The sequence below is a fragment of the Streptomyces sp. NPDC006208 genome, from assembly GCF_040613775.1.
Classification (GTDB): Bacteria; Actinomycetota; Actinomycetes; order Streptomycetales; family Streptomycetaceae; genus Streptomyces.
Map to the genome: position 1 here is coordinate 1 of NZ_JBEXSW010000015.1, position 15,787 is coordinate 15,787.

A 15,787-nucleotide genomic window follows, 5' to 3' on the forward strand; every position below is an offset into this window, starting at 1 on the left:
TTCCTATATCAGCATTGGGGGCTGCGGGGGGCGGTTTAATCCCCCGGCGACCCGGTCAGGGCCGCGCCTACGGCGCCGCCCTGACCGACGCTGACGCTTGGGGTCGTGGACTGCGGCGGCCGGCCGGAAGGGTTTGGCACGCGGACGAGGGTCCGGCCAACGGCTGGTCACCCGTTCACGCGCCGCCCCGTGCGCCTCATGCAGGCGTTTCGCAGACGGAGTACCAGGTTACGTCGATGGGGACAGGGAAATTGTTTGTCACGCTGGTGGTCCAGCCGTTGGCTACGGCATTGGGATATGACTGGCCGATGACCGTCGCTGTAGTGCCTGACTGCGCGCCGCCCGAGACGGGCTCCAGCCCCAACGGGCATGCCGGAGTACGAGTGAGGCCCCCACCCGTTGCAACGCCTTCGGTCAAGGTGACCACCTCGCGCGTACCCGCCGAACCGGCCGGGCCCGTGGGGCCGGTAGCACCTGTGGCTCCCGCAGGGCCTGTCGCGCCTGGTGTACCCAACTCTCCCTGCGGGCCTGTCGGTCCGGTCGGTCCGGTCGGACCCGTGGGCCCAGTGGCTCCTGCCGGTCCGGTCGGCCCCGCAGGACCGGTCGGGCCGACAGCGTCGTCCCTGTCCCTGCACTTGCCGTGCCGGGGCTTCTTGCAGTCGTCGGGTTCCGGGCCTGCCTGGCTCACCGAGTCCGCCGGCCGGTGCGCAGCGGTCGCCGGCGCAGGGCTGCTGAAGCCCAGCATCACGAGGAGCAGCGACGCCATCGCGCCGCCGGCAGTCCATTTCCCCCATCTGGGGAGCGGACCGAGCGTCGACCTGTGCCCGCGATCAGGGATCATGTTTGCTCCTTGAGGAACCGAAAGGTGTGCTTCCGGGACGATCTCCATTCCCCTTGCGGCATCGACCCGCAGAACATCGGACTTGAGAGCCGCGAGGCAAGATCAACCTGCTGGCGTATCAGAGGTCCGTAGCGTACGAACCCGCCCGCCCTGCCAGCCGGATGATGCGTGTACTGACGCCACGGTGACGGTCCCCAACTCGGAGCCGCATCCGCCGGACGGGCTGCCGTGAAGCAGCTCCGGGTTCCCGGACCGACACTGACAGCCCTCCACCATGTCGCGGCTGCGGCTGCGGAGGCGGCGCGCGGTGTGGCGGGGCTCGTCCTGCCCGCGCGCTCGGGGCCGCGGAAGCCCTCGAGGCATGCCACCGCAGCGACCGCCGCCGCCCGCAGTTCGGGCTCGACGGCCGGGTCGGTGCAGGAGAACGTGTCCTGCCTGTTCGATGAACGGATTCCGCGCATGAGGCAGCTTGGCGGTGACGCCGCACACGGAGGTCGCTCGGTCCACGGTCAGCGCCGCCACGCTGGACTCCGGCCCGGACGCGTACTTCTCAGGGGCCGGGCAACCCGCCGCACACACTCAGCGCGCTTGGCGGCCGATGACGTTCGGGCCGAGGGTGCGCCCGGGACTCGGGGCCGCCGGCTCGTCGCGCGACTGCGCCCACAGCGAGCGGACATGTCCCAGATGGCGTGCCATGCAGGCCTCAGCAGCGGCCTGGTCGCCCGACAACATCAGGTCCAGCAGCTCCAGGTGCTCCTCTGCGGACGAGATCAGCTGGCCGCGTTCGTCGAGCCGGGTGAGTCCGTAGAGCCGGGACCGCTTGCGCAACTCCCCCACCGTCTCGACCAGTCGGTCGTTGCCGGCCAGTGCGAGCAGGCCGAGATGGAAGCGGCGGTCGGCGTCCAGATAACCGATGAGGTTGTGCTCGCGGGCCTGGGCGACGATCTCCTCGGCGATCGGGCGCAGTTCCCCGAGTTGCTCGGCGGTGGCGGTCCGGGTGACCCTGCCGACCGTCGGGACCTCGATCAGGGCGCGGAGTTCGGTGTACTGGTCGAGATCGCGTTCGCTGACTTCGGTGACCCTGAACCCCTTGTTGCGTACGGGCTCGACCAGGCCTTCGCGGGCGAGATCCAGCATCGCTTCGCGTACCGGCGTGGCGGAGATACCGAAGTCGGCGGCCAGGCCGGGGGCGGAGTACACACTGCCGGGGCGCAGTTCGCCGGCGACGAGCGCGGCCCGCAGCGCGTGGGCGACCTGGTCGCGCAGCCGTTCCTGCGCCGTGATCAGGTTGTGCTGCTTCAGGTCGCCCATGGCATGTCCTCCGGGATGACGCGGAGGGCCAGCGTACAATGTCACGTTTCAATTGCCGGGACAGGCTGCCGCTCTCGGCCGCGGTGCGGTCGGCACGGTGCCCTTCGGGACGCAGCGATCACAGCAGGAAACCTCCCGGGAACGGGTCGGACGGGTCCAGGAAGTACTGGGCGGTGCCGGTGATCCACGCGCGACCGGTGACGGTCGGGACGACCGCGGGCAGGTGGCCGACCGTGGTCTCACCGACGAGCCGGCCGGTGAAGTGGGTGCCGATGAACGACTCGTTGACGAAGGCGCGACCGAGCGGGAGTTCACCGCGTGCGTGCAGCTGCGCCATCCGGGCGCTCGTGCCCGTACCGCAGGGAGAACGGTCGAACCAGCCCGGATGGATCGCCATGGCGTGCCGCGAACGCACGGCGTCCGAGCCGGGGGCAGCGAGATAGACGTGCTTGACCCCGCCGATAGCGGGGTTCTCGGGGTGCACCGGGCGGTCCGTCGCGTTGATCGCGTCCATGATCGCGAGGCCGGCGGCCAGCAGGTCGTCCTTGCGGGCGCGGTCGAAGGGCAGGCCGAGGGCGTCGAGCGAGACGAAGGCGTAGAAGTTGCCGCCGTAGGCCAGGTCGTAGGTGACCGTGCCGTGTCCGGGCACATCGGCCTTGCGATCCAGTGCGACGCAGAACGAGGGCACGTTGGTGAGCGTCACGGACTGCGCCTCCCCGTCCTCGACCCGCACTTCCACGCTCACCAGTCCGGCGGGGGTGTCGAGCCGGACGGTGGTGACCGGTTCGGTGACGGGCACCATGCCGGTCTCGACCAGGACGGTGGCCACCCCGATGGTGCCGTGGCCGCACATCGGGAGCAGGCCGGACACTTCGATGAACAGGACTCCGTAGTCGGCGTCGGGACGGGTGGGCGGCTGGAGGACGGCGCCGCTCATGGCGGAGTGGCCGCGCGGTTCGTACATCAGCAAGGTGCGGATGTGGTCGAGGTGTTCGATGAAGTGCAGACGGCGTTCAGCCATGGTGGCGCCCGGGATCACACCGACACCGCCGGTGATGACCCGGGTGGGCATGCCTTCGGTGTGCGAGTCGACGGCGTGGTAGACGTGGCGGGTGCGCATGGGGGTGTTCTTCTCCCTTCTGCTGACGTGTGACTGTGGGACCCGGCGTGCGCTGCTACATGTGGCCCGAGGCGAGCGCCTTTTCCGTGGCGGCGCGTACGGCAGCTTCCTGTTCGGCTTCCAGCGGCAGACGCGGGGGGCGGCAGGGGCCGCCGCGGCGGCCGGCCAGGTCCATGGAGAGCTTGATCGCCTGGACGAACTCGGTCCGGGTGTCCCATCGCAGCAGAGAGTGGAGGGACGAGTACAGCGGCAGTGCGGTCTGCAGGTCCCTGGTGACGGCGGCGTGGTAAAGGGTGGCACAGGTGGCGGGCAGAGCGTTGGGGTAGCCCGCGATCCAGCCGACCGCACCGGCCGCTGCCAGCTCCAGCAGGACGTCGTCGGCGCCGGCCAGCAGGTCGAGGGAGGGGGCGAGTTCGGCAAGCTCGTAGGCGCGGCGGACATCGCCGCTGAACTCCTTGACGGCCACGATGCTGCCTTCGTGGTGGAGGCGGGCGAGCAGCGCGGGGGTGAGGTCGACCCTGGTGTCGTGGGGGTTGTTGTACGCGACGACGGGCAGACCGCACCGGGCGACCTCGGCGTAGTGGGCGAGGACCGCCCGTTCGTCCGCGCGGTAGGCGTTGGGCGGCAGCAGCAGTACGGAACCGGCGCCGGCCTCGGCGGCCTGGTCGGCGAAGCGGCGGGCCTGAGCACTCCCGTAGGCCGACACGCCGGGCATCACCCGGGCCCCGTCGCCGGCGGCCTCGACTGCGGTGCGCACGACCTCGGCCCGTTCCTCGTCCGTGAGGGTCTGGTACTCACCGAGGGAGCCGTTGGGGACGACGCCGTCGCAGCCGTTGGCGATGAGCCAGGCGACATGCTCGGCGTAGGCGTCGTGATCGACGGAGAGGTCGTCACGCAGGGGCAGCGCGGTGGCGACCATGATGCCGTGCCAGGGACGGGTTCGAGGTGCGAGTGCCATGGGACTCCTACCGTGAGGTGTGACATTTTACTGAGCGGCGCGATGCGGCGGCAAGGGTCGTATGCCCGCGCAGGCCGGTCTCCTGAGGGAACGTCAGTGACCGTGGCTTCGGTTCGGCGGTTCGGCGGGATCTGCGAGGTCGTCGGGATCAGCAAGGTCGGCGAGACGGCTCAGCGGCACCGGGCAGGACAGGGGTCGCCTGTCCTCGGTCGCTTCCTCGCCGGTGAGAGCGGCCACGGCGGGTCCGCACATTCTGCCCTGGCACCAGCCCATTCCGGCACGGGTCAGCAGCTTGACGGCACGCGTGTCGAGCGCCCCCAGCTCCTCGACGGCCTCTCTGATCCGCCCGGCCGCCACCTCCTCGCAGCGGCAGATGTCCGTGGTGTCGTCGAGCCACTGGGTCCAGCCCGGACCCGGGCGATGAGCGGCGCCCATCACGGCGGCGAACGCACGCAGCCGGTCACGGCGGCCCACGAGAGCGGCGGACGTGCTGGGAGGTGGGAGGCCGTTCAGAGCGGACGCGATCGAGTGTGCGGCCAACTCTCCCTCGACCAGGGCCAGTTCGGCGCCACCGATCCCGCTGGTCTCCCCCGCCGACCAGACACCGGCTACGGACGTTCGCTGCTCGTCATCGAGGTGCAGGGCGATGGTTCCGTCCGTACCGGAACGGGTGGCACAGCCGAGTCCGGTGGCGAGCTCCAGCTGGGGAACCAGCCCGTGGCCGACGGCAAGCGCGTCGCAGGGGATCGTACGGCCGGTTCCGTGCAGCGGCCGCCAGGCTCTGTCGAGCCGCGCGACGGTCACCGCCTCGACGTGTGCGGTGCCGTGGACGGCAGTGACCGCGTGCCGGGTGAGCAGTCGTACGCCGTGTCGCAGCAGCACGCCGCTGTGCATCGCGCCCTCGGCGAGCTTCCCGGCGTTGCGCAGGAGTACCCCCGGCCGACGCGCGTACGCCGGGTAGGCGGCGGCCTCCACGACGGCGGGAACCTTCGCCCCGGCAAACGAGAGCGAGGCGGCGACGGCGAGCAGCAGGGGGCCGCTGCCCGCGACCACGACCCGCCTGCCGGGCAGGACGAGAGAGGACTTGAGCATCGCCTGCGCGCCCCCGGCACCCACGACTCCGGGCAGCGTCCAGCCGGGGAAAGGAAGTTGACGCTCGTACGCCCCCGTCGCCAGCAGCAGCGCGCGGGCCCGGACGGTGGTCGCGAGCTCGTCCGGCCCGGCGACTGCGTGCAGCTGCCAGGAGTGCCCGCCGTCACCCGGTCCGGTCTGTGGAAGTACGGTCCAGACGTGGTGCGCCGGCAGGTAGCGGACGCGACCTGCCGCCTCGTGCGCATGCAGCCTGCGCTCACGGCCGGCGAACGCCCGCCAGGCGTGGTGCAGGGCTTCGGGCCGCCGGGCGCGCAACCTGGGAGCCGGATGCCGGTAGAACTGGCCGCCCGGCCGCTCCCCCGCATCGAGCAGCGTCACCCGCAGCCCGAGGTCCGCCGCCACGACGGTGGCTGCCAGCCCGGCCGGGCCGGCCCCGACGACGGCCACGTCGGCCGGTTCAGACGGCGAGGTCGTCATGGCCGGTCCCCTCCTGTGTGGTGACCGCGTCACCCGGGCGGGCCGGAAGGAGGCAAGCGCGCTGGTTGGGGCGGCTGTTGACGGTGGCCAGGCAGTCGAAGCACACGCCGATCCCGCAGAACGCGCCGCGCGGTGCGCCGCCGTCGCGGGTGGTGCGCCAGGCGAGAATGCCCGCGGACCACAGGGCACCGGCGATGGTCTGGCCGGGCAGTGCGGTAACGGGCCTGCCGTCGAAGGTGATCTCGTACGGTGGCCCGGGCTCGGACCGCACCAGGAAAGCCGGTGTTCTTCTGCTCACTGTGCCGCTCCTGCGGTATCGAAACGCTCGGGTCTGAACGGCCCAGGGTCCAGGGCCGGTTGCTCGCCGCGCAGCGCGGCGGCGATCAGGAGGCCGGTCGCCGGGGCGAGTCCGATGCCGGCACCCTCGTGGCCGCAGGCGTGGAACAGGCCGGGTACGCGGGGGTCGGGGCCGATGGCCGGCAGGTGGTCGGGGAGGTAGGGCCGGAAGCCGTGGTAGGCACGTATCACCCGCACGTCCGCCAGGGCGGGGAACAGTGCGCGGGCCTGGGCGGCGAGCCGGTGCAGCGCGGTGGACGACAGACTCCGGTCGAAGCCGACGCGCTCACGCGTGGCACCGATCAGAACGGGTCCGGCGGGGGTGCCTTCGACGACCGCCGAGGACTGAAGGGCGGCGGAACCGCTGACGACATCTGCGATGTAGTCGGCGGCGTACACCTTGTGGCGGACGACGCGGGGCAGCGGTTCGGTGACCAGGACGAAGCCGCGGCGCGGGAGGACGGGCAGGCGGGTTCCCGCGAGGCGGGCGAGGTCGCCGCCCCAGGTGCCCGTGGCATTGACGACGGCGGGTGTCATCAGCTCGCGGCCCGGGGTACGAACCCCCCGGATCCGGCCACCGGGTGCGGTGAGGAAACCGGTGACTTCCTCGCCGAGCACGACGGCCGCACCGGATTCCCTTGCCGCGCAGAGCAGGTGGGCGGCCGCGCGCGCAGGCTGGACCTGGGCGTCCTGCGGGTAGTGGAATCCGCCGGCAAGGCCGGGCGCGAGATGGGGTTCGAGGTCGTGCAGGCGGTCCGCGGTGATCTCGTGCGCCTCGACCCCTGCGGTGCGCTGCGCCGCGGCGAAGTCGCCCAGAGCGGTGCGGGCGGTCTCGTCGTACGCGACGACGAGACCGCCCTTGGGCTCGTACTCGGTCTCCGGTGGGAGCGTCTCGGCGAGTTCGCGCCACAATCGGGTGGACAGCAGCGCGAGTTCGAGCTCCGGGCCCGCCTCCTTGTCGGAGACGAGGAGATTGCCTTCCCCGGCGCCGGTGGTGCCGCCCGCGACTGAGCCACGGTCGATCACTGCGACATTCAGTCCGGCGCGGCTGGCGTAGTACGCACACGCCGCTCCGACGACGCCGGCGCCGATGATGACGGCGTCCAGGGTGTGTCTGGTGGGCACGTCAGTAATATGTCACATTCCATTGGCCGGGGGAAGGCGGCACGCTTGATGACGCTTCAGGTGCGCAGCGGCCCCTCGCAGCGGTAAGTCGCGCTGCCGGCTTGTCCGTTGCTCCAGATCTCGACGGGGCCGAAGGAGCAGTTCATGTCGGCGAGGTTGTTGGACGCCGCACCGGCGCGGTCGAGGAGGAAGTAGTCGACCGTCTCGGACATGTCCTTGAAGATCTGGTCGGCGCTGCCTGGGTCGGAGAGGTTCGCCGTGATCCGTCCGGTGCAGGTGAAGCGCCTCCTGCCGGGGTCGCCGCTGTCCGTGCAGACGGGATCGGCGTAGGTGGCGGCGGCGAAGGCCGTGCGCACGGATTCCGAAGTGGCGTCCCTGAGTTTCTCGTTGGGCGTGAACGTCGTGTGGGGCACGTACAGCTCGTCGACCTTGGCGATCTGGGCGTCGAGGAAGCCGTCGTATGCGCGCTGCAGCGCCGGGTCGCCCCCGAGGCGGCTGCGCCAGGCGTCGAAGCCCGCGGGGTCGTCCGCCCTCAGATACCCGTACATCTCGCGCAGCAGCGCAGGACGCTCGGTCCACAGGTACTCGAAGAAGGTGCCGGCATAGCTGTAGAAGCGGAAGCCGTCCCCGTCATAGGTGGCGTGCAGCAACTGGTTCACGCTCATCCGGGGCTTGCCGCCGGCTGTGTCGCCGATGATGCTGCGGACCAGGGACTTGCGCACCGCGATGCCGTCGTCACGGGTGGCGCCGTCGAAGAACTCGGCCGTCCCCTCGTCCATCGCGGTCGTCCGGTCACCGCTGTACCAGGGCCCTTCGCCGAAGTAACCGGGCACGGCCCAGCGGCCGTTGAGGTAGTGGACGTACTCGTGGCGGAAGAGTTCCTCGAGCGTGAGCGAGGAGTCCTGCGGGACCCTGCGCTGATAGGTGTAGAAGGTGGCGCCGCGCTCGATGTAGATGCCGCCGTTCTCGGTGTCCATCCCGGTCAGAATCGGGTGGTAGACCTCGTAGTCGGCGCGTGATCCGTACAGCACGATGTTCAGCGAGGAGTTGGTGTCACCGGCCAGTGGCTCCTCGGCGCCCAGAACCCGGTGGAACTGCGCCCTGACCTGCTTGCTCGCGTAGTAGAGCTGGTCGACGGTCGCGCGGTCGAGCCCGGTGCGGACCTTCATCGCCCCGTTGTCGTAGGTGTACGTGTACGGGAAGATCTCGCGCTCGATGTCCTCCTTGCACACCGCGTAGGGCTTGCATGCCTCGTAGTAGCCCAGCCATGACACGAGGGCGGCCCAGGGGCGGCTGCCGTTACCGAAGTTGGTGCGCGCGACGGGCAGCAGGGCCCCGAGGTCGGGCACGATCCGGTCCTTGAGCGCCTCGACCTGGCCGAAGCGGCCGTACTCGCCGAGCGCATCGCGCACGACCCACTCGTTGGGAGTGCCCTTCAGGTGGGTGTAGCCGGCGAAGGCCCTGAAGGAGGCTCGGTACGAGGCGTTCTGGGCGACCACGTTGTGGAAGGCCGTGTCCCGGTTCCCCGGGTAGATGCCGAGGTAGTTCACGGAGAGCGCGGCGAGCGCCGCACCGCCCCAGGAGGCGTCGTCGTACTGGCCCGCGTGATAGCGGTCCATCGTGGCCAGGACTTTTCTGATCAGCCCCAGCTGGCTGTGCCGCAGGCCGGGGGCGCTACCTGTGTAGAGGGCCTCGCGCAGGGTCTCGGCGTTGGTCCGCGTGACCTGGAAGGTGCGGGAGGCGGTGCCGAAGTCGTTGACGGCCCGCCGCAGCACTTCGGTGGTCGGGGCGTCGGTGATGTCGATCTCGGGGCGCGAGAAGTCGTGGTACGCGACGGCGTGGAGATAGGTGAACATCTCCAGCAGGTGGGTGCCGTTGCGGCCGTCGTGGTGGGCGGCGAGTGAGGATATCCGGCGGCCGACGGCCTGGACATGGGCATCGGACATGACGGGCGCGAGCCGCGCGTCCCAGGACCATATGAGGCCGCTGAGGCAGCCGTCGGCGGTGACGGCCGGGTCGGCGAGGAAATCGGCGAGCTGGGCAGGCGCGAGGCGGGTGATGCCGTCGAGGCTGCACGGGACTCCGGCGGCAGCGGACGGCGTGCCGGGGGACGTACTCCCCTTCACGAGTCCTTGACGGCCCGGGATACGGCCCTGGGCCAACTCCCCTGGTGCGGGGGCCGGCTGGGCGCTGGGCTTCGGGGCACGGGCGAGGCGCTCGACCTTGTCGAACGGGTTGTCGTCGCCGGGGGCGGCGAAGGTGACGGGGGCGGCGGGATCCGTCCCTTGCGGGCCGGACGCTCGAGCGGTCTGCCCGAGCGCGAGGAGAGCGACGGCGACGGCCCCGGCGAGCAGGGACGTGCGCACGGATCTGGGCTGGGACACCGAGGGCTCCTGAGAAGGGAGGTGGGAGGTGGGTGCAACAGCGGTGCGGTCATCGCAAGCGGTCGGGCCGGGCGCACGAAGGTTGCCGCGCCCGCCCCGGTCGGTGTGATGTGACCCGTAACATAGTAATGTGACATTGCACTGACAACCCCTCAGCATCACTGTCTCGCAGCGGAGTTGTCAGGACGGGCAGACGCGTAAACGGGGGCGTCGCACACGCCGAAGCCGTGCTACTGGCCCACGGTCATGGCCCAGCGCACGGAATTCGCAGACGGCCAACACACCGAGGACCCTCGTGTGCACTCCCCCTTGGAGAGGAATCTCCGTGCCTGCACGGGCCTTCGCCGCCTCGGCAACTGCTCTACCGTCCAGGAGGCTTGGGGCCGATGTCACCGACCGGCGCAGACGGGCTCGCTGATCGGGCAGACCGGTCCCGGCTGCCGTGAGGGAGGTGACGGTTCCCGGCCGTCATCGTTCGCTGCATGAGGAAGGCAATGAGGTTCTGAGGAAGATTGAGCAGGCCCTCAGGAACGGGCCACGGAGAAACCGCTGCAGTTGAGGCCGAGCACAGCACCGTCCAGGTGGCCGGGGGTGGCGGAGTCGTACCGCGCGGCCAGGTTGACCATCATCCAGTCCGGAGGCTGTTCGATCCAGTACGCGCCGTTGAGCAGGAGCTCGCCGTCGGAGTAGGTCCCGCTCATCGCGAACGAGCCGCGCGGCACGAGCGGATTGCGAGGGTCAGGGAAGAAGCTGAACACCGCCGACACATCCCCGTCGCCCTCGTCCTCGATGGTCAGCGACAGGCCCGTGATGCCCTGGTTGCAGACATAGCTGCCGATCCAGCTCCCGGTGATCTCCTCGACACCGCTGACGGGCGTGGGAGACGGTTCAGGCGTGAAACTGCTGGTCTCCACCACGGGTGACGCGGACGGTTCGGTGCTCGGCACAAATGAAGACGTCACGGTCCCGGTCGGGGAGGGCTCGTACGAGGAGGTCTCGGAAGGGCCGGCAGAGGAGGAGTAGGGGGACGCTCCGCCGCCGCTCCCCGAGGAGTTCCCCGACCCGAAGATGGCCTCCGCCTGCCACGCGAAGACGCCGATGAGCACCACGGCGGCGGCGGACGCGAGGGCCAGCCGCCGCCGCGCGGGGTGGGGGGAGGGAGTCGGCGCACCGTCGGGTCGCGTGGCCGCCGAATCGGGCGCCGACCGCGGTGCGGGCGCCGGTGCCGGTGTCGGCACTGGTGCAGGCGTCGGCGTCGGTACTGGTACGGGCGTCGGCGGCACTGCAGGGGGCGGGGTGGGCGGCGACGACGGCGGTACGGGTGGGGGCGACGGTGTCCGGCCGCCCGGCGCCGTGCGCGTCACCGCGTCGGACTGCTGCGAGCGGGTGTCGCCCCGGCCACCGGCACCGGCACCGGCACCGGCACCCGCTGCGTCCGCGACGGTCTGGGCGTACTCCCGTACCGTCCCGGCGATGGTGTCCGGCAGCCACGAGGCGCTGGTGAACAGCAGCGTGGTCTTCGCGGCGCCCGCCCCGTCCGTCATCTCCGACAGCACGTCGCCGATCGCGGGGCGGTCGGCCGGGTCCTTGGCGAGGCACCGCGCCACCAGCGGCCGCAGCCCCGGCGGAACAGCGGCCAGGTCGGGTTCGGAGTACACGATCCGGAACATCAGCCCCTGGGCCGAGCCCGTACCGAAGGGCCCCGTCCCCGACGCCGTGAACGCCAGCACCGCACCCAGCGCGAACACATCACTCGCCGGGCCTACTCGGCCACCCGTCAGCTGTTCGGGCGACATGAAGCCCGGGGTGCCGATCACGGCCCCGGTGCGCGTGATGGCACTGACCTCGCTCGCGACGGAGATCCCGAAGTCGATCACCCGCGGACCGTCCGAGGCCAGCAGTACGTTGGAGGGCTTCAGGTCACGGTGGACCAGGCCGGCTGCGTGGATCGCCTCCAGCGCCTCCGCCAGTCCCGCGGCCAGCGACGTCACCGGCCCTTCGGGCCAGGCGCCGGACCGTGCCACCGCCACATCGAGCGACATGCCCGGCACATAGGCCGTGGCCAGCCACGGGGGGTCGGCGTCCGGGTCGGCGTCGACGACCCCGGCGGTGAACACTCCGTTCACCCTCCGGGCTGCCGTCACCTCGCGCGCGAAACGCTGCCGGAACTCGTGGTCCTCGGCGAGTTCGGGCCGCACCACCTTCACGGCGACCGCTCGTCCGCCCCGCGAACGGCCGAGATACACCCGCCCCATTCCGCCCGCCCCCAGCCGTGCCACCAGCCGGTACGGTCCTACTTCGCGCGGATCGCCCGCGCCCAGCGGCTTCAGCGGTTCCATCGCCGCATTCCCCCCAAGTCCGCGTATGCGCATCGCGGATGGCTCACATGGTGCAGCAGGTAAGCGCTCACATGGGCAGTTATCCCGAAATGAAGCCGCTCAACGGCATGGTCACCGCCAATCGGACACGCTTCCCCATGAGGTACGGAGCTACGGGCAGGAGTGCCGGGCCCGGCGGTGCGTGCGAGGCAGCCGGCGACAGCCCGGCCGCCGCCGGCTGCCGGTGCGACACGCGGAGGCGGCGATCGCCATCACCGTCGTTCGGAGGGGAGCGCCCGTCCCGCATGCGGGGTATGGGCCACGCCTCGGTCCTCGGGTGAGGAGCCGGCGACAGCGAGTCATTCGCCGGCCGCAGAAGGGCGGCGGCGTGTGATCCCACGCATAGGAGCCACATCACTTCCTAACGGCGGTAGTAGCGGAACGACCCTCACTTCCCCGTAGAAACGCACCGCACGAGATCATTTCGGACATTCCTCTGTAGTCGGGTAGTACATCGGGCCTTTGCGCGGTCCCGAGGGCGCCGCTAACCATGGCTGTCGTTCCGGGGAGCCACTCGCCGGACAGGGCGGACCTCCGCTCGCACGTTCCGGCCCGCCGGACGAAGCCCCGCTTCGCTCCCACGGCCGGGCTCCCCCCGACACCCCTTCTTGGAGAGTTGCATCCCGATGACCGCTCGCACGCAGACCAGCACCAGCCGTATCGCCCGACTCCGCACCTTCTCGTTCGCCGGTATCGCCACCGTCTGCGCTTCGGCCGCAGCTCTCACGCTGGCCCCCTCCGCCCACGCGGCACCGAAGGCACCGGCGAGCACCGCGGCGGACGCTGGGGCGGTCACGGCCAAGAAGGCGAAGAAGGCCTACCCGAACAACCTCGACGGCTGGATCCGGGAGGCGCTGGACATCATGAAGAAGCACGACATCCCCGGCAGCTACGAGGGCCTGCACCGCAACATCATGCGCGAGTCCAGCGGTAACCCGCTGGCCCAGAACAACTGGGACGTCAATGCGCAGAACGGCACGCCCTCCAAGGGTCTGCTCCAGGTCATCCAGCCGACCTTCGACGCCTACCACGTCCCGGGCACCCCGCATGAGCTGACCGACCCGGTCGCCAACATCACCGCGGCCGCCAACTACGCCGCCGACCGGTACGGCTCGATCGACAACGTCGACTCCGCCTACTGAGCCACCCGCGAAGTACGCGGTGCCGGCCGCCAGGCCGGCGGCGGCCGCGTGTGAGGCCGGCCGGCGGAGCTCATCGGGGCAGTCCGCCGCGCCATGGCAGCGAGTGATCCGTGATCGCCTGACCCGGTGATGTCGCCGTGCGGCGGATGAGTAGCGGTACTCAGGCGGACCCCCATGGTCATGGCCATGCTAGGGGCGGATCACCGACGAAGGAGCGTCCGCCATGGCCCCAGGCCCTCAGTCCGCCTTGCCGATGCGAGCCGGGGTGTCCGCCGCACTCGCCGCACTCGTGTGCGCAGGCCTTCTCCTCTCCGGGCTGCGGCCGTACGACCGAACGACGTGGCTGCTCGAGACCTGCTGGGTCATCGCGGGGCTGCCGCTCGTCGTACTCGTATGGCGACGTTTTCCGCTGACGGCCCTGCTGACCTCCCTCTTGGCGCTGCATGCGCTGGTCCTCTGCCTGGGCGGCCACTACACCTACGCCAAGGTGCCGCTCGGCGAGTGGCTTCAGGACAGCCTCGGGCTGTCCCGCAACCCGTACGACCGCATCGGTCACTTGATGCAGGGCTTCGTCCCGGCAATCCTCGTACGGGAGTTGCTCGTCCGCACATCGCCGCTGCGCGGCAGCCGCTGGCTCGCGCCGCTCACCGTGTCCGCCTGCCTGGCCTTCAGCGCCGTCTTCGAAATGATCGAATGGCCGGCCGCCGTCATCGGCGGCGAGCAGGCCGACGCGTTCCTGGCCACGCAGGGAGACGTCTGGGACACCCAGTGGGACATGTTCTGCGCGCTGCTCGGTGCCGTGACGGCTCTCGTCCTGCTGAGCAGGATCCACGACCGCCAGTTGTCGGCCCCGTCACTCGACGGCACCGCCCGGGACAGCGCTGAGCCGCTCAGGGAAGCGGCGCGCCGCGAGCCGTGAGCCACAGGGCGTACCACTCCTCGTGGGTGAGGTCCACCTCCCGCAGCGCGGCGTCGCGGCAGGCCCGGATCCGCTCGGGGCGCGCGCTGCCGATCACCGGCGCGATCCGCGCCGGATGCCGCTGCAGCCACCACAGCAGGATCGTCTCGGGCGTCGTGCCCTTCTTGTCCGCCAGTGACGTGATGAGCTGTGCCGTCGCGTGCTCGTCCGGCGTCTCCTGCCGGCCGGTGAAGCGGCCCTGGGCGAGGGACCCCCATGCCTGGAGGACGATCCCGTTCTCCCGGCAGAACTCGAGCGTTCCGAACGGGAAACCTACGGTCGCGGCTTCCGGGGTGTTCACAAGGACACCCGCTTCGAGCCAGTCCCGTCGCCGCAGACTCATCTCCAACTGGTTGGCGACGAGCGGGACGTCGAGCCGTGCCTGCAGGGGTGCCACTTGTGCGGCACCCATGTTGGACACACCGAACTGCCGCACCAGGCCCTGCCGGTGCAGCGAGGTCAGCGCCTCCGCGATGTCGTCCGGGTCCGCCAACGGGTCGGGCCGGTGCAGCAGCAGCACATCGATGACGTCCGTCCGCAGGCGGGCCAGGCTCTCCTCGACCCGCCGGACGATGCTCGCTGCGCGCAGGTCGTAGATGCCGGGCCGCTCGGCGTCCGCGAGGCGGATACCGCACTTGGTCTGCACGACGATGCGCTCACGCAGTCCTGCCGTGCGGTCGAGCACCTCACCGAAGACCGCTTCGGCCTTCCCGTGCCGGTAGATGTCGGCATGGTCGAACGTGGTGACCCCACTGTCCAGCGCCGCCTCCACCGCGGCTTCGGCGGCTGCGATGTCCGATGCGCCGTAGGGTTCGGTGTCCCAGCTCCCGCCCAGCCCCATGCATCCGTACAGCAGCCGCCCGCCGCAGGTCCCCGCCGGTGCCGTCATACCGTCCTCCCCGTCCACTGCTCAGGCTGCCGCTCGGCGGCCCAGCACGGCACCGCCGATGATCCTTGCCGGCGGGCACAGGGTCTGGCCGTACGTGGCGAAGAGGTCGTCCCGCGAGGAGAAACGGCCGAGGTCCTCGCGTACCTGAGCTGACAGGTCTAGGGACGAACAGCTGTCCGCGCCGCACGTGGAGCCGTCCCAGTCCACCGCGGTGGAGGACAGCGCCTCGAAGAGCGTCTGCGAGCCGGTGTTGGTGAAACCGCTCGGATTGGCCTCACTGAGCGCGTCGAGCGGCGCGTACAACTCGGAGACGTTCAGCCACGTGCCCTTGATACGGAACTCCGGCCAGGCGAGGACGACGGCGTCGGGGACCAAAGGGCGCAGCCGCGGGAAGCGGGGGTACCAGAACGAGCCGTCCACCAGCAGGCCGCGCACCCGGGTGGGTGTCCCGGCCGCGCGGGCGACCGCTTCGAGCACGGCGAGACGCTGGCTGCACGAGCCGACGCCACGTGCCAGCGTCCGCGACACGGACTGTGCGTCGTTCAGGGCATAGACCGGCCGGACCTGCTCGCTGATGAGCCGGTGCGCGGCCCGCAGCAGCGCAAGCTCTCCGGGCTCGGACGAGGTGGCGCGTGCGGCTGCGAGGAGGTGCTGCACCCGCTCGTGACGCCAGTCCAGGATCGGGGTGTCGCTCACGGACCCGGTGCGGTCGACGGGACCCGTCGGCGCGGGTCGCCGGTGTCGCCACCACGGAGTGAACACAGCGCTTGTCATGC

The 15,787-nt window shown here is 70.7% G+C and carries 12 protein-coding genes; 2 read left to right on the top strand and 10 right to left on the bottom strand.

The genetic code is table 11. The features are described from left to right. Positions 1 to 1,420: 1,420 nt before the first annotated feature. The 8 genes from ABZ208_RS14355 to ABZ208_RS14390 form a co-directional block, all read right to left on the bottom strand. Positions 1,421 to 2,152, bottom strand: coding sequence for a GntR family transcriptional regulator (locus ABZ208_RS14355; RefSeq protein ID WP_356909794.1), 732 nt, complete (start codon positions 2,150 to 2,152; stop codon positions 1,421 to 1,423). 118 nt (positions 2,153 to 2,270) lie between these two features. Next, entirely contained in the window at positions 2,271 to 3,272 is a 1,002-nt protein-coding gene (locus ABZ208_RS14360; RefSeq protein WP_356909795.1) for a proline racemase family protein, read from the bottom strand. Between the two features lie 55 nt (positions 3,273 to 3,327). Further along, positions 3,328 to 4,230 (bottom strand): dihydrodipicolinate synthase family protein, encoded by a 903-nt coding sequence (locus ABZ208_RS14365; RefSeq protein WP_356909796.1) that lies wholly within the window; start codon positions 4,228 to 4,230, stop codon positions 3,328 to 3,330. Positions 4,231 to 4,323: 93 nt separating this feature from the next. Then, positions 4,324 to 5,799, bottom strand: a complete 1,476-nt coding sequence (locus ABZ208_RS14370; RefSeq protein WP_356909797.1) for an FAD-dependent oxidoreductase — start codon at positions 5,797 to 5,799, stop codon at positions 4,324 to 4,326. Beyond that, positions 5,780 to 6,097, bottom strand: a complete 318-nt coding sequence (locus ABZ208_RS14375) for a (2Fe-2S)-binding protein (protein ID WP_356909798.1) — start codon at positions 6,095 to 6,097, stop codon at positions 5,780 to 5,782. Before ABZ208_RS14375 ends, ABZ208_RS14370 begins: the two co-directional genes overlap by 20 nt. Further along, positions 6,094 to 7,260 (bottom strand): FAD-dependent oxidoreductase, encoded by a 1,167-nt coding sequence (locus ABZ208_RS14380; protein WP_356909799.1) that lies wholly within the window; start codon positions 7,258 to 7,260, stop codon positions 6,094 to 6,096. Before ABZ208_RS14380 ends, ABZ208_RS14375 begins: the two co-directional genes overlap by 4 nt. A gap of 56 nt (positions 7,261 to 7,316) precedes the next feature. Next, positions 7,317 to 9,644: a collagenase gene (locus ABZ208_RS14385; RefSeq protein ID WP_356909800.1), complete on the bottom strand. Its 2,328-nt coding sequence runs from the start codon at positions 9,642 to 9,644 to the stop codon at positions 7,317 to 7,319. Between the two features lie 524 nt (positions 9,645 to 10,168). Continuing rightward, positions 10,169 to 11,983 carry a serine/threonine-protein kinase gene (locus ABZ208_RS14390; RefSeq protein ID WP_356909801.1) on the bottom strand — a complete coding sequence of 605 codons (1,815 nt, stop codon included), beginning with the start codon at positions 11,981 to 11,983 and terminating at the stop codon, positions 10,169 to 10,171. Between the two features lie 665 nt (positions 11,984 to 12,648). Here ABZ208_RS14390 and ABZ208_RS14395 point away from each other — a divergent pair. Both ABZ208_RS14395 and ABZ208_RS14400 read left to right on the top strand, forming a co-directional pair. Continuing rightward, positions 12,649 to 13,164 carry a transglycosylase SLT domain-containing protein gene (locus tag ABZ208_RS14395; protein ID WP_356909802.1) on the top strand — a complete coding sequence of 172 codons (516 nt, stop codon included), beginning with the start codon at positions 12,649 to 12,651 and terminating at the stop codon, positions 13,162 to 13,164. 223 nt (positions 13,165 to 13,387) lie between these two features. Beyond that, a complete protein-coding gene (locus ABZ208_RS14400) occupies positions 13,388 to 14,083 on the top strand; it encodes a DUF2238 domain-containing protein (RefSeq protein WP_356909803.1) in 696 nt (231 codons plus the stop codon). Here the strand turns inward: ABZ208_RS14400 and ABZ208_RS14405 are convergent. Continuing rightward, positions 14,055 to 15,011 carry an aldo/keto reductase gene (locus ABZ208_RS14405; RefSeq protein ID WP_356909804.1) on the bottom strand — a complete coding sequence of 319 codons (957 nt, stop codon included), beginning with the start codon at positions 15,009 to 15,011 and terminating at the stop codon, positions 14,055 to 14,057. The two genes, ABZ208_RS14400 and ABZ208_RS14405, sit on opposite strands and share 29 nt — an antisense overlap. A 21-nt stretch (positions 15,012 to 15,032) precedes the next feature. Further along, positions 15,033 to 15,785, bottom strand: a complete 753-nt coding sequence (locus ABZ208_RS14410) for a transglutaminase domain-containing protein (protein ID WP_356909805.1) — start codon at positions 15,783 to 15,785, stop codon at positions 15,033 to 15,035. Between the last annotated feature and the right edge of the window lie 2 nt (positions 15,786 to 15,787).

What these genes read in the sequence shown, in the direction of transcription:
- ABZ208_RS14365 (WP_356909796.1), bottom strand. Translation starts at nt 4,230, where the DNA reads ATGGCACTCGCACCTCGAACCCGTCCCTGGCACGGCATCATGGTCGCC.
- ABZ208_RS14405 (WP_356909804.1), bottom strand. Translation starts at nt 15,011, where the DNA reads ATGACGGCACCGGCGGGGACCTGCGGCGGGCGGCTGCTGTACGGATGC.
- ABZ208_RS14410 (WP_356909805.1), bottom strand. Translation starts at nt 15,785, where the DNA reads ATGACAAGCGCTGTGTTCACTCCGTGGTGGCGACACCGGCGACCCGCG.
- ABZ208_RS14400 (WP_356909803.1), top strand. Translation starts at nt 13,388, where the DNA reads ATGGCCCCAGGCCCTCAGTCCGCCTTGCCGATGCGAGCCGGGGTGTCC.
- ABZ208_RS14370 (WP_356909797.1), bottom strand. Translation starts at nt 5,799, where the DNA reads ATGACGACCTCGCCGTCTGAACCGGCCGACGTGGCCGTCGTCGGGGCC.
- ABZ208_RS14355 (WP_356909794.1), bottom strand. Translation starts at nt 2,152, where the DNA reads ATGGGCGACCTGAAGCAGCACAACCTGATCACGGCGCAGGAACGGCTG.
- ABZ208_RS14390 (WP_356909801.1), bottom strand. Translation starts at nt 11,983, where the DNA reads ATGGAACCGCTGAAGCCGCTGGGCGCGGGCGATCCGCGCGAAGTAGGA.
- ABZ208_RS14395 (WP_356909802.1), top strand. Translation starts at nt 12,649, where the DNA reads ATGACCGCTCGCACGCAGACCAGCACCAGCCGTATCGCCCGACTCCGC.
- ABZ208_RS14360 (WP_356909795.1), bottom strand. Translation starts at nt 3,272, where the DNA reads ATGCGCACCCGCCACGTCTACCACGCCGTCGACTCGCACACCGAAGGC.